The following is an 18829-nucleotide window of genomic DNA, read 5'->3' as shown; positions in this document are numbered from 1 at the left end:
ACTCTGAAAAATCCGGCAATTACCTGAACAAAAAAACCCGGCCTTAGCCGGGTTTCTGGGTGATGTGAAAACAACTTTTCACTAGTTCCCTATTTTAATGTTGCCACTTGAAACAACACCTGACACGGTATAAGGAGACCCGTTATCTATCTTCAAACTGCCAGAAGAATTACTACCTCCAACTCTAATATTTCCACTGGAGGTTTTAAGATCAAAGTTAAAATCGCTCAAATCGGAATTTGTCTGTATGTCAAAATTTCCAGAAGATCCTTCAAATTGAGTATTTGAACCAAAGTAAGAATTGTTAACAGTATAATTTCCTGAGGAAATCTTCAATTTGCCTAGCTCCTGAACTCCGTTCAAAATTCCATTTCCTGAGTTTAAAGAACTATTAACCTTTCCACTAATCAATTTGAAGTTAAACTTCCCACTTGATCCTACTGCATTCAAATCTCCTTCTTGATTGGAAATACTTGCATTCCCAGAAGAAATTTCCAACTCAACATCTCCAATGAGATCATAAGCATTAATCTTACCTGAACTTAATTTCAATCCCAAAAGCGGTGCTTTGATATCACCTAGTTCAATATTTCCAGAAACTCCATCGAATTCAAATTTCTGAGCAGTCACTTGATGAATTTGAATATTTCCTGAACCTGCCTCCAAATTCATATTCATATGTTGAGGTCCCGTTAGATTAATATATCCGCGGCTGTTTCCGCCTCCCATTCCATGTCTTACTACTTCTATGATCAGCGTATTCTGATCCACTCTGTATTCGATCGCAAAATTTCCAGCTTTACTGGATTCCAAAGCCCCAATTAGCTGTACAGACTCCATATCAGGATTTCCTATATAGGATACATCCAAAAAGGATGATTCTATTTCTATTGAATTCACGTCGGTGAACTCTTCATTGATTGACTGCACCAACTCAAGGTTAGTATCACAAGACGTCAAAGAGGCAATTGTAGTACTCACTAGTGCAATTGCCACTAATCGAAATTTACTTTGTTTTGTTCTCATAAACAGATAGCATTTCAGAATTAACTGTTGAAAATATATTTTAACTAGTCTGCTTGCATACCATAGTACGCCGAGCTGAATTTCAGGTTTCTAAATAAAATATTCCTTGATTTAGATCAATTGACCATTGGAGTTTATCTATCCATTTCCTTTGAAAAGCCAAAAACCACATTAACCATATTATAGAATATGATTATCCGCACTGATGCCAGTCACCTTAGATTTTTTGCTTTTACCAGGTTGGAAGACCGGTACTTCGGCTTCGCTCAGAATTAGTGACCGAAGACTCCCGAAGTGGCGGGACAGGCAGAAATGGCCATAGTTCTTAAGTTTAACATATCTTATATTGCCTTTGCCACCTAAGAATAAGAAAAACGGATTTACATAGTATTGAAAATTAGAACCTTATTTCAATGATCTTTAATCTGAAATATTTGAAATTGAACCTTAACTCATCTCAAGCAGATATAGTAAGGACAGCTTACTTTACATTTACCCTTATTGAACTATTAAAAAAATGATAGCTACAACTCCAGCCCCTCCCTACTACGCGGTTATATTTTCAAATATTCGAACAGAAATTGAAGATGGTTACGAAGAAACTGCTGCAGAAATGTTGCGCTTAGCTGATGCTCAAATAGGCTACCTTGGCCATGAAAGTGTTAGAGATGGATTAGGAATTACTGTCAGTTACTGGTCTAACTTAGATGCCATTAGAAATTGGAAACAGCAAACCGACCATCTCCTTGCTCAAAGAATGGGAAGAGAAAAATGGTATTCAGCATATAAAACAAGAATTTGCTTGGTAGAACGGGATTACGATTTCTCCCTGTGAAGTTCAATTAACAATTGAACCGAACTGATTTTCAATTACTTCAGTAAAAATAAGTCAGGATCTTATTTACTAAAATAGGCTTAGGATTTTTTACCCTAAGCCTATTTTAGAATTAAACTTATATGATTATCCGCAAAGATGCCAGTCACCTTAAATTCTTTGCTTATCAGGTCGGAAGACCGATGACTCCCGCACTGGCGGGACAGGCTGAACTGGCCACAATTCTTAAGTTTAAGATATCCTTTTTTGCTATTGACTTCATACTGGAACTAAAGCGGATATAATTATAAACGTATTTAGCTCAAGTAGTTTGTTTAAAAGGCATATCCGAGTCCAACCCCTGCAAATAGAGGCCAAAACCCATTGTTATTAAATATAGGATTCAAGTTTATTTTCCACATAAAACCGCCATCAGTAGGAACTCTTCTATAGCCAAAATTCATCACGCCCATAATTGAAGGAGAACTATCTATATCAAGAATAAAACTGGTGTAACCACTTTCTGAATAGGAGTCGCAGACATAATTTCCATTACCGTCATAATAGCAACTCTCGTAGTAGTAATTTTGATTATTGAATGCCAAAAAAGTGGCTCCAAAACCCATTTCAAAAAAATGGTTTCCTTTTCCGTAAAGCTTATTCACCATTACTGGAAGAGAAAAAAATGAATCTCCATCCACAGCATATCCTCCAAAGCCTACTCGCATTCCCCAAGAGTCAATTCTAGTTTTATCAAATCGGAAATCATAGTTAAAACTATAAGGAAGTCCTGGTCCACCCAATTCCATATAAATTGACTGAGTTGCCAATTTGGGTTCGCTCTCTTGTGCATGTACTACTTGAGTACTTATAAGCAATAGCAATCCTAGGATCAAATGTTTCATAAATGTTTGTTTAAGATATATTAATACGAATAAACGCTATTTGCTCTAAATAGATGTTTAGATTTGATTATATTTTACTGTTTTATTAGTTTTTAAATATTGAAAATTATGATTATTCGCAATGAGGCCAGTCAGCAGAGATTCACGGCTTATTTTGCAGGATATTCTAATTTCTAAGCTGCTAAAACTAATATGTTTAACAATCAAAATTGTCCTTGCCTGCTTTCTGGCAGAAAAGCTGATATTCGTATTGAAAATTATTATCCTGACAAAAGATTACTAGTATGAATACAAAAAAACTGAATTTGACTGTAGCGATGGTTTCTGCCTATATGGTGCTGATGGTTTTTGTAGCATGTGTTGATGATCCCGAAATCAACCCTTTTGGTGAATGTGGTGGTTCAAGTAAGGTAAATGCAAGGGATATATCTTTATATTATGAACCTTCCCAAAATAGTGCGTCCGCTACGGAGTCTGATACAGTGAATTTTAAAGACTTCAATGTTTACCTTAGAATTAATTGGGAAGTAGTATCTGAAGCTCCAACTAGCGCGAGTTTTCCGGGAATGGCGTATGCTCTTTCCTGCGCTCCCAATTTAAATTTTCAAAATATAACGGGCATTAGAATAGAATTGCTTGCGCCCTATGGAGGGAAAGAAGCAGGAACAGATATATCTAATTTAGTAAGCACACACGAGGATATTAAAATTTCTGAATTAAAGAATTTTACCGGAACTACGGGTCAGTATAAGCTCAAAGTCGATCTCCAGCCTAGCAATAAAAGTCAATTGAAAACCAAAACGGTTTTAATTCTTAAAGATGGCTCAGCTAAAATCTTAGAATCCACCTCTCCAGTACTTTTAACTAACTGATTTTATGCTTAGAAAAATCCTACTTGGCTTTTTTGCCGCAGCAATGGTACTTGCCGTTGTTTACATGCTGGGTCCTAAGCTTCAGGATCAAGAATTAACTATAGATTATCCGCAGGTTCCTACTCGCTTAACAGAATTGCAAGACTACGTCAACCAGCGGGAAGACACAGTCATTGGCCTAAAACCTGGTAATGAAGCCTATATCGTCTGGGCAGATAGTTTGAATAAGCACAAGACTCCGTATTCCATTGTATATATCCATGGTTTTGGGGCCAGTCCAATGGAAGGAGATCCAGTACACAGGTTTTTAGCAGCACATTTTGGTGCCAATCTATTTGTAACAAGGCTTCCAGATCATGGCATAAGAAGAGAGAATGGATTAGAATATGTAAGTGCACAGGCGTTGGCAAATGCTGCCGGTGAGGCATACCAAATCGGAAAGAGTCTCGGAGATGAGGTAATAGTAGTGGGAACCTCCATGGGAGGCGCATTGACTTTACTCTTGGCTAGTCAACAACCTGATATCAAGGCAGTAGCAGTATATTCTCCGGCTGTTAGGGATTATGGTGAAAAGCTTTCTGCATTTTTCTCTCCATGGATGCAAAAATTAATGCAATGGACAATGATGAAAAATAAAATAATTCATCAGGATAGAGAAGGTGAAAAAGCGATGTATTGGTCAGAAGATTACCACATGAATATTTACGAAAGTCTGGCAATCATCCTATACAGTAATATGAATGAAAGCACCTTCAGTAAAATTAAACAGCCCTTGTTTCTAGCTTATTATTACGAAAACAAGGAAAACCAGGATGATGTGGTCTCGGTGCCAAAAATGCTGGAAATGTATGATCAACTCAGTACCCCATCTGAAATGAAAAGAAAGAAAGCATTCCCAAATGCAGCAGACCATGTAATAGGTAGTTCTATTACCTCTGGTGACTGGGAAGGAGTTCTTTTTAGTACAATTGACTTCTTAGAAAATGTGGTGAAAATCCCAGCTAAACCGGAGTATCAGGAGAAAATTGATGATCTTCTGAAAATTCAGGATTCGATGGGAAAAATTGAATAAATAACAAAAAAGACCAAGCTGTAAACTTGGTCTTTTTCGTTTCCTTTATTCAAACTTTGCTCTGAACGGCTCAGTGGGAAGACCTAAATTATTTGTAAGATTTACTTCCGGGTTGTCCGCCCAAGCGTAGCGAATTTCACCAACTTCCAATCCTTCAGGAAGCATTATTCTTACAGATGACTTATCAGAAATCATGGCGGAAACCTGTTGAAAATCACCATTATCTTTACCTACAATAAAACCTTTCACTTCTTCTCCTTCAGTTAATTTCAAACCTTCGCCTATAGATTTAAATTTGACTAATAATTCATTGCCTTGTCTAGATAGAGAATCAAATTGGGGTCCGGAAGCAAGGTTCTTCTCTTTAAAAGCAACTTTTTTGGCTTGGAGCCAAAGTCGTTCCCCTACGTCTTTTTTATTTTTAGGATGTATATCTTCAGCTTCCCCTATGTCAATAATTGTAGCCATTCCCGTATTTGGCAATTCCAAAGTTTGGGCCTGAGCCTCCCTTAAAAACGCCCAATTACTATCAGGCTGTACATCTTTTCTCTCCATGAAATTTGCCAGTTGAACAAACAAGAAAGGGAAATCTCCTAACCCCCAATCCCTTCTCCAATTGGTTATCATTGTAGAAAATAGCTCTTTATATTCCTCATGACGACCTGCATTGCTTTCGCCTTGATACCAAATCGCACCTTTAATCGAGTATTTAGCAATGGGTGCAATCATCGCATTGTACATCATTCCAGGCATCCAATTAAAAAATTCAACTTTTGGTAGATGAGGCTCTACAATTGAATTTGAATAGGCCCAAGTTCCTTCCAGAGATACTTTGTTGCCCGATTCTAACAGATACATTTCGCCTTTTTGACCTATTCTAGGCTGATTATTCCAAGTATTTATAGCTCGAATAGTTAACACATTGCTACCCTTTAGCAGCATTTCTGAAGGAATTGCTATTTCCGGCAATGAGACTCCCCAGTCTTTGTATTCGAGCAACTTCCCATTCAGATACACATAAGCCATTTGGTCTATGGTGGGAATATGTAAGCTTACCTCATCCGTTGCCTTAAGATTGAATTTCTTACGAACCCAAGCAATATGCTGCAGTGGATTGGCATCAGGCAAGGTTATTTTTCTCCAACTTGAATCATCATAATCTATAGAGGAAACATTCCTAGCCGCAAGTGTATCGGGGTTGCTCACCATAGAGTCCCGCAAATGCTGATTCATCTCATTCTCCTGCAGCTTTGAAACCCAAGCATCTCTATTTTCTACCACGTCTTTTGCCTGAGCCAGAAAGGAACCTTCCATCTCAACTAATATCTCAGCATCTGTCCAGCCTTCTACAGGTGTACCTCCCCAATTGGATTCTATGATTCCTACAGGCACTTTCATTTCTTGATTATTTCGCTTCGCAAAAAACCAAGCTACAGCCGAAAAATCCTTCATATTCACTGAATCAGCGATTTTCCATTCTCCTCCCACTACATCATCCAGTTTCTCAGCACTATATGAGTTAGGAACTTTAAAAAATCGGATCTCTTGGTTTCCACCTTCTGCAAATTCTTTTTCAGCACCAATTACCTGAGACTTTAATCGCCATTCCATATTGGATTGACCTCCAGCTACCCAGACATCACCAATATATACATCGTTGATTTTCTGACGATTAACCTCAAGAACAAAAGGTCCTCCTGCAACCAATTCCGGCAATTGCAACAACCAGGTACTATCAGCTTCTACAGTTCCACTTGTAATTGCTCCAGCCAAACTTACACGGACATTTTCTCCTGGAATACCCTTCCCCCAAACAGAAATGGCCTCTTGCCGTTGTAAAACCATGCCATCGCCAAACAGCCTAGGCAAGGTAACTTCCGATTCAAATTTTGAATACTCACATGAAAATAAAATCAGAAGGGTAAATAATTTCCAGGTATGTTTCATAGATTTTTATTAATTCTAATGGAAAAATGCCTAAAAAATCTGAAACATCTAAACATAATACCCTTTATAAAGGAGCGTAACACGTTCTACCAGAATTTATTGATTAATCGCTTCCAATGAATTGGCTAAATAAGCAAATGGAGCATTCCAATTAATTGCAATTTCATTTGACGCATAGCTGCAACTTTCATCTGTATAAGATTCATCCGGGAAGGAACTGGTATAATTACACCCATCTTGTTGCCGTGGATTTGGGCCTCCCACCATAAAACCAGGCAAAGGAGGTAGATCAGGTCGGGAAGTGGCTAATCGATGGTGCGGGTGCATGGGAGATTTCGTTCCAAAACCTGTAACATAGGAATATCCAGTAGCATTTCTGCCAAGGATATAATCCAGATTATCTAATGCCTTTTCAAGAAATATACGCTCATTACTTTGCTTAAAAGCACTTATCAACAGGATTCCTTGATTAGCCGCAACTGCATTAGAACCCCATATAAAATTCTTAGAATCGGTTTCCATGGGAGTGTTGAAAGCCGTTTCCTCTGTCCCTTCAATTTGCTCTCTAGCAGCAGCGAGCAGGTTTATTTTTAGCATTGCTATCCATTCTTGTGGCAGTAAAGTAATGTGGTCTTGATGCCTAAGTAGTGAGTAATAACCTAACCAAGCCACTTGGTTCCAGGATGGAAGTTTGAAACTTTGATCAGCATTAGCCAACTCTTCCCAATAGGTTAAATTATGAGTGGTGATAAAAAGCTCGGATGCAGCCCATATCCATTCGTCACCGCTACTATTATCCCCATATGCACCAGTGACTACATCTGGATCAAAAGCTTCATTCAATTCATTTTGCTTGTAGAGGACATCCGGATTCGCTTTTGCCCAACTCCAAGCTTTCTCTGCTGCTTTCAAATACATCACTGATTCTTCAGGAAAATAGGCCTTGTAAATACGTGAAGCTTGAGCCATCACTGCTGCAAAATCCAGAGTCGCGGTGGTACTTTTGGCTACAAAATAACGCTGGGAAACTGCCAAATGAGGTTCAACCATTCCTTCAAACTTGGCTGTAGTTAGCTTATGATAAACTCCCCCATCAGCAGGATCCTGCATTGAAAGCATCCATTCCATATTCCAGCGAATTTCATCCAGCAAATCTGGAATTTGATCCCCTGATTCTGGAATATTCAACTCGAGTTTCTCAAAATAAGTTGGATAATCCTCATAAAGGGACAACAGGGTACCTACTGTAATTCCTGAGTTCACTACATATTTGTTGTAATCTCCGGCATCATACCATCCCTTTGGAGATGAAAACAAATCTCCAGGCTTTCTAGAACCGGAAGCAGCTGAAGGATGAATCATCACCTGATCATCAGGATGTCCCAGCGGTCTAGCCCAAATACCGGCTTGACTCTGGTCCAATTCCAAACCTGCCCTTTGAAAGTAAAATGCCTTTATACTAGCTTTTCCTAGTTCTTGGTTGATTTGAGGATGGATCTGAAATGAGTAAGATTTTCCCACGCCGTTTAAAACTAGCGTATAATTTCCAACCTCAGTAAATGCAGAGAAGTCAGCAATTCTAGCGTTGTTTCCGGAAAATGATTGTTTAATAGTCTGAGCTACCTTTCCTTCAAATACAATGTTTTTTCCGGCCGTGTCCCATATCACAAAATCTTCCACGTCTTCATGGTTTAAGATCACAGCCAATTTTTGTTGATTTGGGTAAAAGCCAATCTGATTGAGACGAATAGCTTCATCCACAGGTAGACTTTCATCAATCATTGGAGCTTTGCATCCTATAATAAAGATCAAGAAAAATAATGCTGCCGCAGTAGCAGTCCTTTTTCTTAAATGACTGATATATAAAATATTATTACTCATTGATTCAATTAAAATAGATATCTAAAAGCTCCTTTATTGGGAATCCCAACCCAGAGTGTATTATCAAAATTCAAAGAACTGGAGACATTTGATTTCAAATCCATCCCATTGTTCTCTCGCTTTAAAACTTTCCATTCCCCATCTTCACTTTTCCTCAAAACCCATCCAGGGTTTGCATCGATTCTTCCGATTTTCAATCTTGCTTCCAATTGATTTCCCAGAAATATCAAATCATATCCAGCACCTTTTTTCAATGCATTTACTACCTGAATAGGAGATGCTTGAACAATAGTGGGTAAAGCTATTTCTTGGAAAAGCCCATTCTTCAAAGTAAACATCTTCGTTTCCAAATTTTGAGCTTCCACTTTGTTGGCTTTTTCTAGCTCATCAGCAGTAAGAATATCCTGGATTCTAGCTTTGGAAAATGACTCGTGAGAAGGGAACATGGCCTTCTTTTTGTACATTTGGGCAGCTAATTCATCTCTGGAAAAGAAAGGGAACTCCTCTCCCATCACCGGAAAAGTCATCAGGGGATCAACTGATCCATTATTGTCAAAATCTTCAAAATAGATCCGAACTGGATTATTTTCGTCAGTTTGCAATCTGGAATTCAAACCCCAATTTCCAGCGATCATTTCTGGACTTCCATCTCCATCCAGATCCTGAATCAAAATAGCAGACCAAAGTCCTGTTTTTCCACCGGGCAAAAACTCTTCCGAGCGATCTACAACTTTCCCTTCTTTAAGATTCAGAATTCGGATTCTATCAAACTCAGATGCAACAATCAGCTCATCAAGCCCGTCCTGATCTAGGTCATAGGTTTGGGAAGCCTTGACTCTGGAAATAGAACCGAGTGAAATCGGTGAGAAAGAACCATCGCCTTTATTGATCCATACTTGGCTAGAAACTGATTCTGGCCATCTTTCAGGTGAATATCCTGCACCTACAAAGAGATCCTCCAATCCATCTCCATTGGCATCCCAAGTCGAGACAAACTCTGTGGGAAATGTACCAAAGTCGAAAGGGGATTCGGTGAAAACGCCATTTCCTTTATTGATCAAAAGCACATCCTTCTGCCTTTCGTCCCCTTCTGTCAAATCAAAGTACCCGCCTATGGCGACATATAAGTCCAGATCAGAATCTCCATCTGCATCCAATGCCACCATTGAAGTAATGGTTGGGTTTTCAGATGAATAAAGCAATTCAAATTTCTCCTTGTATCCCGCAGCCTCTCTTGGATAGGATTTGATCGATGATCCATCAGATACAATTATTTCATCTATACCATCACCATTCAAATCCACTGAAAGCATAGAAACTTTGCTTTCTGAAAGGCTATAGAGCAACTGGCTTTGCCGCTTGTAATCATTCGGAAGAGTTACTTTTTTATCAATCAAAAACTCCCCCAATGCAATAAAATAGGGTTCTGTTTTAGCTTCAATTCTATATTCTATTTCGGCATCAGCTTCAGAAACTTCCAGAATTTGATTGATGTCGGCATACTTTATCCTGTTGATTTTGCTGTTTTTCCATCGTACTTCGATTGAATCTACTTTCGCATTGCCCAAACCAAAGTGCAAGATGGAACTCACATTTCCTTGGTAGCCTTTGTATATCTGCTGCTCTTGATAGTTGATAATTCCATTTTGATAGACTGTTACGCGAGCACCAATTCCATCCTGATTTCCTTCAAGACCTTTGAGTTTGATTTGGAGAAAATTGGATTTAGAACGCTCAGAAGTCATATTTTTGAAAACTTGGGCTGGTTCATTAAGATTATTAATTACCAAATCCAAATCCCCATCTTGGTCTAAATCTGCATAAACGGCTCCGTTCGAATTTCCCGGAGTATCCAGTCCCCAACTTTTAGATTGATTCTCAAACTGAATTCCGTTGACATTTTTGAAGGCATAATTTCCAACCTTGGTCGCGGGCATTTTCTCTATCAGCGCGTTGATCCCTGCAGCAGAAACCTTTTCATTTTGCAGGTATTCATTTCTATAGTTGATAAAATCCAGATTGGTAAAATCCTTTAAAAACCCATTGCTGACGAAAAGATCCGTAAAACCATCGTTGTCAAAATCTGCGAATAATGGCGACCAGCTCCAATCTGTAGCACTTATTCCTGCCAATTGACCAATCTCAGAGAATGTTCCATCGCCATTGTTCAGCTGTAACATATTTCGCATCAGCTGATGATGCAAACCTGCCTTTAGGAAGAGGTTATAGTGTTCGTAGTTTTCAGGAGTGAAAAGTAATTTCTGCCTTGAATTATCCTCTGGAAGCATGTCCAAGCTGATCAGATCCAATTTCCCATCGCGATTGATATCAGCTGCATCCACTCCCATCGTAAAAAGACTGGTATGACCGATAGCCTCCTTCACTCTATTGATAAAAGTACCATCTCCTTGATTGATGTAGAGATAATCCGGAGCTGAGTAATCATTTCCAAGATAAATATCAGGATAGCCGTCTCCGTTGAAATCTGCGATCGAAGCACCTAACCCGTAGCTCAAGCCCGTCTCTGTTAATCCCGATTCTTTGGTGATATTTCTAAAAACTCCATCTTCATTCTTGAAAATCTTGGTGCTGCTCATCGAATCTGCCGAATTCAGCATGGTTTCGAACGCATTGATATTGAGATTACTGAATAATCTCGGATTATGATTGAGAAGGAGCATGTCCAAATCCCCATCCTGGTCTAAGTCTGAAAAGTATGCTGCGGTACTGAACCCCGGATCATCCAATCCATAGTCAGCAGCCATTTCTTTAAAAAACGGAATTCCTTGCTTGTCTAATCCCTGATTGACAAACAATTGATTTCTTCGCTGATCATCTGATAAATCACCAGAATAGCAGAGATAAATATCTTTTAGGCCATCTCCGTTGATATCAACGATTGCTGTGCCAGTAGTCCAGCCATTAGCTCTGCCAGCTGTCCCTGTTGCCAAGGTAATATCCCGGAATTTCAGGTTACCCTGATTCAAAAAAAGCTTATTTTCACCTTGATTGGCTGTGAAGTAAAGATCTTCAAGGCCATCATTGTTAAGATCCCCTACTGCTACTCCGCCTCCATTGTAAAAATATTGGTAGGTAAGGATATTAGCTACCTCAGTTTCTTTGATCTGATTAGTAAAAGCAAGTTTAGTAGAATCAGAACTTACCAATTCAAAAAGTGTGTGTGGATTTTCCTCCTTTTTATCCTGACAGGAGAAAATGAAAAATACAGCTCCCAGTGCCATGACTTGGAGTGATTTTACTAGTGCATTCTTTCTAAATGTGAGTTGGGGTGTCAAGCTCAGTGATTTATTGATTTTGTGATTTCCCTTACTGGGGAAAATGATCATAATTTCTTTATTGATCGGGCGGGAAGACAGATGAAAGTTGACCGAATTACCCTTTCCTGTGGAGTTCTATCGCTCGTGATCATTTAGAAAGCTTTTGAAGCTGCCTAGGTCATTCTCGATCTATAGCCCATTTTTTCACTGCAACAATAGAGAATTTAATTAGCTGCGCTCTCTACGAAATATTGGCATTCTCTGCGGTTAAAGAGACTATCTAGGTTTTAGTAAAAACTCCGAGACAGAACACTCTGCCCCGGAGATTGAATTAATAAACCTCTTATGCTATACTATTTAATTTACTGCTCTAACCACTCGAACATTATCCACTCCTAATACTGCTTGAATATCATTTGAAGTGGTATTGATAACTACCAATCTCAACTGCTTAACTCCACCACCGTCTCCTTTCAAGAAGTCACCATAGGTATTCAATCGAGTAGATCCATTTGTTAATCGAGTCATATTAGCAGACAAAGTATGCCAGCTACCATCAGTAGTTTTAATAAAATCGCTTAAAGGAATGTTATAGCTCAATTCATTGCCTTGGCTATCTGGATACCAGATTTGCATCTCCAAACCAGCTATAGAGGCTGTGGTATTGATTGCTACCTCAAAACGAATATCATAATTAGTGGCTGGGGTACTTGGTTCATAACCTTCACCTTCAGGGAAAATTTGTACACCGCCCCAATTTGTAAGATTGATTACCTTTGTCATTATTCCATCCATAATTTGCCGGAAATGCCTGATTCATTCCTCCGAAATTTCCGTCTAAACCGGAAATACCTGGCTGAGAAGGGAGAATCATCTCACCGGATATACCCCATCCCCAATTCCAAGGCCATTCTAATGCGCCATTGGTATCAAAGTCGGCAACCATTCCTCTATCAGCATAAATCTGCGTATTTCTATTGGTTGCTGAACCTCCTGACTTAGTTACCACTCTGATGGTTTGTCCTTCTGAAAAGTCCAAATTATCAGGAACTTTGACTGTTAGGGAAGACCCTGCAGCGTTGGTAGTGATACCAGTAGTCACAAAAGCGTCTTCACCTGGGAAATAAACTGTATCCACGAAGTAGAAATATCTGCCAAATAGAGTCAAGTCATCCCCTGCTTTTACGTACTGATTTTTAACCTGTGTGATCTGAGGTGCTGGAGGAAGTGTTTGGAATTCCATAATCGCTTCACCAGCCTTATTCACCAATCGCAATGTATTTGGGACATTTGGATTAGTAGCTACAGTTGGTACTGAGTCGCCTACCGTTACGATCACAGTATTATTAGTGACGTAAGCAGTATTCACACCCAGTGGGTAGTCATTCAGATACACTTGCTGGGTACCCAATAGATTATTTCCCAAAATTGCCAAGGTACTTCCTAAGGTAGCAGAAGTAAATGCACTATCTGCCGTGGTTGGATCTGTATTTCTAACCCGCTCAATAGTTGGAGGTCCAACATTAATTTCATCCTCCTCAGTACATGCACCAAGTGCAAGTACCATAAGTAGCGCTGAGGCTACTAGCATTGAGTGTGAGGATCTTATATTATTAAATATTTTCATATGTTTAGCATTTCAATGTAAGTCCACAAATTAATTTTCTGCTGAGAAATCATACGGTACAGCAGGCTTTCTCAAGTTTGGAGCTCTAGACAATTCTGCTGAAGGAATTGGAATTAAGAAATTCGATGCGTTTACATCAAAATATCTTGGAGATGTATCGCTGTCAGGAATTTCAATTTCCCAAAGAGTAGGATCCGGAATTTTATCGGCATAGACTCTGAATGTTCCTCTATCTTGGTTAGAAAGGATATCGTAAGCCTTTGCTGGATCATAATAGTGCAGTTTGGTAAATTCATACCATGCTTGACCTTCCATTGCAAATTCTTTGATTCGCTCCTCAAATACATCTTGCCATGTCACAGATGTAAGCGGACTCACACCAGCTCTTGCTCTTACCATGTTCACATATTTAAGGGCTTCTGCAGGGTTTTTCCCCAAAATAGCTTCAGCATAAGTCAAGTAAACATCTGCCAGCCTCAAAATGTATGTATTGATCTCTGTTCCTTGCTGAACAACTTTGCCTGCGTTATCCTCAGGACGTCCTACCACATATTTCTTTACCCATGCACGAGAATTATAATCTCTTCCACCTTCTGAACCTCTAGCAGGAACTCTCAGCTCTTGCGCAGAACCTCCAGGAGGCACTTGAGTAATGTATGAATAATGATCACCAGGGAACATGAAGGTTCCTTTTCTTCTTTCGTCAAACACCAAATCATCGTATAGATCTAGCATCCATTTGGAAGCTCCGATATCTCCTCCCCATCCGTCACCGAAACCGGTGATTTCAGAACCGAAAGCTAAGAAAGCCTGTACCGAATTTTGTGCTCCCCATGCGCCAGCTTGACCTGCATTGTAGGTCCATTGTAAGGCTGCAAGTGTCTCTACATTGTTATTGTTTGCCGTTTTGAACAGGTCCTCATAGTTTTCAAGCAATGAAGCTCCTGAATTATCGATCACTCGCTTAGCGAAGTAAGCAGCAGAATCAAGGTCTGACTGGTTTCTCGTTCCCCCAACACCTGCTTTGGTTAAGTACATTTTTGCCAGCATACCTTCAGCGGACCATTTAGTCAAACGTCCAGTTTGAACGGGACTCTCTGGCAGATTTTCCACTGCATAGCGGAAGTCTTTGATGATGAATTGCCATACAGACTCCTCAGTATTTCTTGCGATTGTAGTATCCTGTAAAAGAGTCGTATTATTCGTAATGATCGGAACTGGACCCCAGTTCTGTCCCAGGTAAGAATAAGCCAAACCTCTCATGAATCTACCTTCTGCGATACCATGATTTTTGATTCGCTCTGTCACATTTTCACCTACGAAAGCATCAATGTTATTTATTAATGAGTTGGACTGAGCTACTACATTATAGAAAGCTCTCCATGAGGCTCCGTTTTCGGCAGTCTCACCAGTCGTATTGAATCGCACATTTTCTAGCTGGTACGATCCTGAGGTAAGTGTACCACCTCTCGCGTCACCAATACCATGGCTGGCTTTATCATTGTAGGCAAACCATACAATGTTATATAATGGCGCAGAAGCTGCTAAAATTTGATCGTCCGTTTTATAGAAGTTAGCATCTACGATTGCGTCCAATGGGGGTCTATCCAAGAAATCTTCTGAACAGCCCACCATTCCTCCAAGTAGCAAAGTAGCTCCAAGGACTATTTTATGGAATTTCGTGTTTGTTTTCATTTGTTTATGATTTTTGGATTAGAAGTCAACACCTAAGCTGAACGTATACATTCTGGTTTGTGGGTATCTACCGTAGTCAACACCGATCAATTGGTTACCTGCTGACACGTTATTACCTACTGAAGCACCTACCTCTGGGTCATATCCTTTGTATTTGGTAAATGTGTATGCATTTTGGACACCGAAGGCTACTTTAAGACCTCTAACAATATTTTGTTTTCCTAACAATTCATTAGGAACCACATAAGAAAGGTTGATATTTTTAATCCTTACATAGGAACCATCTTCTACAAACTTATCTGAGATTCTAGTTCCGTTACCATTGAGGTCTGTACCGGTAATTCTTGGCACTTCTGTTCCTGCATTGGCGATAAAAGGATTACCTGATTGATCCATTTCAATTCTTGCATAATCGTAGGTTTCCAACAGCATGTTTCTACCCAAGTTTACATTGTTTGGGTTGATGTTCAGGAATCTGTTGTAGTTATAGATATCTACTCCAAGTGCTCCTGTAAACAACACATCAAGTGCGAATCCTTTGTAGGTGAATTGCTGAGTCATACCAAAGGTGAATTTTGGCCAAGGATTACCGATGAAAGTCTGATCACGCTCATCAATTACTCCATCGTCATTCAGATCCTTGTACTTAATATCACCTACATAGATTCCGTTATCCTGATCTACTTGAATAGGATTTCCAGAGTTGTCTACTGGTCTTGGAGAAGATTCTACTTCCTCAATAGTTTGGAACAAGCCATCAGCTTGATATCCGTAGAATAACCAAGGTGCAAAGCCAGGCTGCGCTCTAGCTGTAAAATTATTTAACCACCACGCTGTACGATCGATAAAAGCAGATTCAGAGAAGAATTTGGTTACTTCAGTCTGGAATCCTGAGAAGTTGTAATTGGAACTCCATGAGAATCCACTTGCTCTATTATCGATATTGATCGTGTTGATCGTGATACCGTAACCTCTGTTTTCCAAGGCACCAATGTTAACTGTTGGCGTACCTATACTTCCTTCAGCCGAAGTACCCATGTACCAAGGTAGTGGATTAGGCAAAAGCAGGTTATCAGTTTTCTTCAAGTAGAAATCACCTTCAACTTGGATTCTATTGTTGAACATGTTCAAGTTGAAACCCAAGTTCACTGTAGAAGTTTCTTCCCATTTCAAGTTTGGATTACCGAATCTGGAAACCAGGAATCCACCACCCCAAGGAGTAGGAATACTTGGAGAGCTTAAAGGGGCGAAAATTGCACCCGCATCACCTTGGTTACCTGTAAGACCTGTTTCGAATCTAATTTTCAATTCATCCATCCATGTAGCATTCTGCAAGAAGCTTTCTTCAGAAACTCTCCATGCTGCGGATACAGAAGGGAAATAACCCCAACGATTCTCAGGGCCGAAATTCGCAGATCCATCTGCTCTGAATGCACCTAATAAGATATACTTTTCATTGAAGGTATAATTTGCTCTCGCAAAGTAAGATTCCATAGCCCAGTGACTGGCTCCACCACTATTGGTAGCACCTTGAGCTGAACCAAGACCCAGTTCTTGCAGATCATTTGACGGGAAGTTTACTCTACCCGCATTCATAAACTCGTACTGAGATTCTTGTGCTTCGTGAGACGCCATCACGTCTAAGGCATGCTTGCCCCAAACTGCGCTGTAAGTCAACATCTGATTCCAGTTCCAGTAAAAGCTATTGCTGGATTCCTGAGATAGTGTATTTGTATCATTAGTCACTACACCCAATGTGTAGGTAGGTGTAAAGAAGTGTCCGTTATTATAGTTGATGTTCGTGTTCACCATAGTTCTGAACTTCAAACCTTTCACTATATCAATCTCAACATTGAAACCACCCTGAGCGCCTCTTCTTTTGTAACTTCTATCCAAAAGGTTAGCCAAAGCGATTGGGTTAGCTGGCGTAAACTGCAAGCTAGATCCATTGACAGGATCCGCACCACCCCAAGATCCATCAGGATTGGTAACTGGTACATTTGGAGCCATTTGGATCGCATTGTTAATTACATCAGAGCTACCGGTTGCCAATTGCTCATCCGTGTGGAAAAGCTGAAGGTTTAAGCCAAGCTTCAACCATTTTCTTGTCTGGTTGTCGATATTCGTTCTGATAGAATAACGATCAAATGAAGATCCTATCGCGACACCTTCCTGATTGAAGTATTCACCGGAGATGAAAAACTGGGTTTTTTCATCACCACCAGTTAGGGTGATATTATGCTTATTCAACGGCGCAGTTTTGAAGAGCGCATCTTGCCAGTTGGTTCCTTCACCTAAAATTGAAGGGTCTAGGAATGCCGCAGGTGGTTCACCACCTGTTATTTCGCGAATATCATTAGTCATAGTTGCATATTGACTCAATGACATCACCTCTAGATTCTCAGGCTTATCCTGTAGCGTATATAGGTAGTTGTAAGAGATTTTGGTTTCGCCAGATTTACCACGTTTTGTAGTAATCATAATTACACCGTTTGTACCTCTAGAACCATAGATTGCTGTTGCTGAAGGACCTTGAAGAACTTCCATTGATTCTATATCACTTGGATTCAAACCTGCCAAAGGATTTGTAGATGAGGTATTACCATAAGAAACAGCAGAAGGCTGAATCTGTACACCATCGATTACATACAAAGGCTGATTAGTTCCACTGATGGAGTTGATACCCCTAATATTTACTGATATCCCTCCTCCAGGAGCACCTGTATTTTGAGTGACATACACACCGGCAGCTCGACCTTGAAGGGCTTGCTCTATGGTTGTATTGACCGTACGCTCTATATCTTCAGAAGTCACAGAAACCTGTGCACTTGACATATCACGTTTTTTCATAGTACCATAACCTACTACCACAACTTCATCCAGAGAAGCCATATCTTCTTCCAGGGTAATGTTTATTGTAGATTGGTTACCTACTACTACTTCCTGAGACTTATAGCCAATAAAGCTATAGACAAGGACAGATTGTGAAGAAGGAGCCGTAATTGCATACGTTCCATCAACTTCAGTTGCTACACCAGTGGTGGTTCCTTTCACCAGCACTGTTACACCTGGTAAAGCAAGTCCATCAGCTTCAGATTTTACGGTACCAGTGACCGTAACTTGAGCCTGAACTACACCTACCAGAAGCATGAGCCAAATCGGTAATAGTTTTTTCATCATGAGGGGTTTAATTGTAAGAAATTGGTATATAGGTTTTGAGCGGGAAAAGGTATTCCCAAGGCAAATTGTGAAGGTTGTAATAGATTGATATGCTTCATTCAGTTTGGGTTTTGTTTAAAAATCTTAGCTACAAACACCAAAAACTGAGATGAATTCCTAATACTGAACATAACTATTCAGTACGAATTGAATTTTGAAAAATTCAATAGATGAGAAATTAGATCAGGTTTTTGGGTTTATTTTTTTGATCCGAATAAATGTAGTTTGACTTATCTCTGCATAGGGTATTCAAATGTTTTTATTAGGGGTATCAAATGTTAACCCTTATGAAATCGATTGAAATCAAGGTTTTTAGGCTATTATCTTCAGTTTCAATGGCTGAAAAATTAGATCAAAGAGATTTATTTTATTTCTGTCTATCTCTAGTCTATTCCAAATTCTTTTTAAGTGCATTTCTAACCACTGCTCCCCAAGGCTTTATTTGAGATTCTTTCCACTCTCCTTCTGAGGAAGCTACTGGTAGTAACATGGA

Annotated in this window: 12 protein-coding genes; 3 read left to right on the top strand and 9 right to left on the bottom strand. The window is 39.6% G+C overall.

The window, feature by feature from the left end:
* Positions 1–81: 81 nt before the first annotated feature.
* On the bottom strand, positions 82–996 hold the full coding sequence (locus tag AC0L6R_RS00935) for a DUF4097 family beta strand repeat-containing protein (protein ID WP_473269480.1): 915 nt from the start codon (positions 994–996) through the stop codon (positions 82–84).
* A gap of 547 nt (positions 997–1543) precedes the next feature.
* Here AC0L6R_RS00935 and AC0L6R_RS00930 point away from each other — a divergent pair.
* Positions 1544–1861, top strand: a complete 318-nt coding sequence (locus AC0L6R_RS00930) for an antibiotic biosynthesis monooxygenase family protein (protein WP_473269479.1) — start codon at positions 1544–1546, stop codon at positions 1859–1861.
* Positions 1862–2175: 314 nt separating this feature from the next.
* Here the strand turns inward: AC0L6R_RS00930 and AC0L6R_RS00925 are convergent, their stop codons facing one another.
* Positions 2176–2745, bottom strand: coding sequence for a hypothetical protein (locus tag AC0L6R_RS00925; protein ID WP_283413237.1), 570 nt, complete (start codon positions 2743–2745; stop codon positions 2176–2178).
* Between the two features lie 284 nt (positions 2746–3029).
* On the opposite strand from AC0L6R_RS00925, the gene AC0L6R_RS00920 reads away from it, so the two are divergent.
* Together AC0L6R_RS00920 and AC0L6R_RS00915 are read left to right on the top strand one after the other, a co-directional pair.
* Positions 3030–3617, top strand: a complete 588-nt coding sequence (locus AC0L6R_RS00920) for a hypothetical protein (RefSeq protein ID WP_473269478.1) — start codon at positions 3030–3032, stop codon at positions 3615–3617.
* Between the two features lie 4 nt (positions 3618–3621).
* Positions 3622–4689: an alpha/beta hydrolase gene (locus tag AC0L6R_RS00915; RefSeq protein WP_473269477.1), complete on the top strand. Its 1068-nt coding sequence runs from the start codon at positions 3622–3624 to the stop codon at positions 4687–4689.
* Positions 4690–4734: 45 nt separating this feature from the next.
* On the opposite strand, the gene AC0L6R_RS00910 is transcribed toward AC0L6R_RS00915, so the two are convergent.
* The 7 genes from AC0L6R_RS00910 to AC0L6R_RS00880 all read right to left on the bottom strand — a co-directional run bounded on the left by AC0L6R_RS00910 (position 4735) and on the right by AC0L6R_RS00880 (position 18294).
* Positions 4735–6636: a sialate O-acetylesterase gene (locus tag AC0L6R_RS00910; RefSeq protein WP_473269476.1), complete on the bottom strand. Its 1902-nt coding sequence runs from the start codon at positions 6634–6636 to the stop codon at positions 4735–4737.
* Between the two features lie 96 nt (positions 6637–6732).
* Entirely contained in the window at positions 6733–8517 is a 1785-nt protein-coding gene (locus tag AC0L6R_RS00905; protein WP_473269474.1) for a glycoside hydrolase family 9 protein, read from the bottom strand.
* Positions 8518–8525: 8 nt separating this feature from the next.
* On the bottom strand, positions 8526–11864 hold the full coding sequence (locus AC0L6R_RS00900; RefSeq protein ID WP_473269473.1) for a VCBS repeat-containing protein: 3339 nt from the start codon (positions 11862–11864) through the stop codon (positions 8526–8528).
* Between the two features lie 288 nt (positions 11865–12152).
* Positions 12153–12578 carry a glycan-binding surface protein gene (locus AC0L6R_RS00895; RefSeq protein ID WP_473269472.1) on the bottom strand — a complete coding sequence of 142 codons (426 nt, stop codon included), beginning with the start codon at positions 12576–12578 and terminating at the stop codon, positions 12153–12155.
* Positions 12526–13386 (bottom strand): glycan-binding surface protein, encoded by an 861-nt coding sequence (locus tag AC0L6R_RS00890; RefSeq protein WP_473269470.1) that lies wholly within the window; start codon positions 13384–13386, stop codon positions 12526–12528. The genes AC0L6R_RS00895 and AC0L6R_RS00890 overlap by 53 nt, the downstream gene beginning before the upstream one ends.
* A 66-nt stretch (positions 13387–13452) precedes the next feature.
* Positions 13453–15117 (bottom strand): RagB/SusD family nutrient uptake outer membrane protein, encoded by a 1665-nt coding sequence (locus AC0L6R_RS00885; RefSeq protein ID WP_473269469.1) that lies wholly within the window; start codon positions 15115–15117, stop codon positions 13453–13455.
* An 18-nt stretch (positions 15118–15135) separates the two neighbouring features.
* Positions 15136–18294, bottom strand: a complete 3159-nt coding sequence (locus AC0L6R_RS00880) for a SusC/RagA family TonB-linked outer membrane protein (RefSeq protein ID WP_473269467.1) — start codon at positions 18292–18294, stop codon at positions 15136–15138.
* Between the last annotated feature and the right edge of the window lie 535 nt (positions 18295–18829).

Source organism: Algoriphagus sp. 10J20-15, assembly GCF_055809615.1.
This window is presented reverse-complemented; position numbering and strand designations above follow the sequence as displayed.

What these genes read in the sequence shown, in the direction of transcription:
- AC0L6R_RS00920 (WP_473269478.1), top strand. Translation starts at nt 3,030, where the DNA reads ATGAATACAAAAAAACTGAATTTGACTGTAGCGATGGTTTCTGCCTAT.
- AC0L6R_RS00900 (WP_473269473.1), bottom strand. Translation starts at nt 11,864, where the DNA reads ATGATCATTTTCCCCAGTAAGGGAAATCACAAAATCAATAAATCACTG.
- AC0L6R_RS00910 (WP_473269476.1), bottom strand. Translation starts at nt 6,636, where the DNA reads ATGAAACATACCTGGAAATTATTTACCCTTCTGATTTTATTTTCATGT.
- AC0L6R_RS00880 (WP_473269467.1), bottom strand. Translation starts at nt 18,294, where the DNA reads ATGAAAAAACTATTACCGATTTGGCTCATGCTTCTGGTAGGTGTAGTT.
- AC0L6R_RS00895 (WP_473269472.1), bottom strand. Translation starts at nt 12,578, where the DNA reads ATGACAAAGGTAATCAATCTTACAAATTGGGGCGGTGTACAAATTTTC.
- AC0L6R_RS00905 (WP_473269474.1), bottom strand. Translation starts at nt 8,517, where the DNA reads ATGAGTAATAATATTTTATATATCAGTCATTTAAGAAAAAGGACTGCT.
- AC0L6R_RS00915 (WP_473269477.1), top strand. Translation starts at nt 3,622, where the DNA reads ATGCTTAGAAAAATCCTACTTGGCTTTTTTGCCGCAGCAATGGTACTT.
- AC0L6R_RS00885 (WP_473269469.1), bottom strand. Translation starts at nt 15,117, where the DNA reads ATGAAAACAAACACGAAATTCCATAAAATAGTCCTTGGAGCTACTTTG.
- AC0L6R_RS00925 (WP_283413237.1), bottom strand. Translation starts at nt 2,745, where the DNA reads ATGAAACATTTGATCCTAGGATTGCTATTGCTTATAAGTACTCAAGTA.
- AC0L6R_RS00930 (WP_473269479.1), top strand. Translation starts at nt 1,544, where the DNA reads ATGATAGCTACAACTCCAGCCCCTCCCTACTACGCGGTTATATTTTCA.
- AC0L6R_RS00890 (WP_473269470.1), bottom strand. Translation starts at nt 13,386, where the DNA reads ATGCTAGTAGCCTCAGCGCTACTTATGGTACTTGCACTTGGTGCATGT.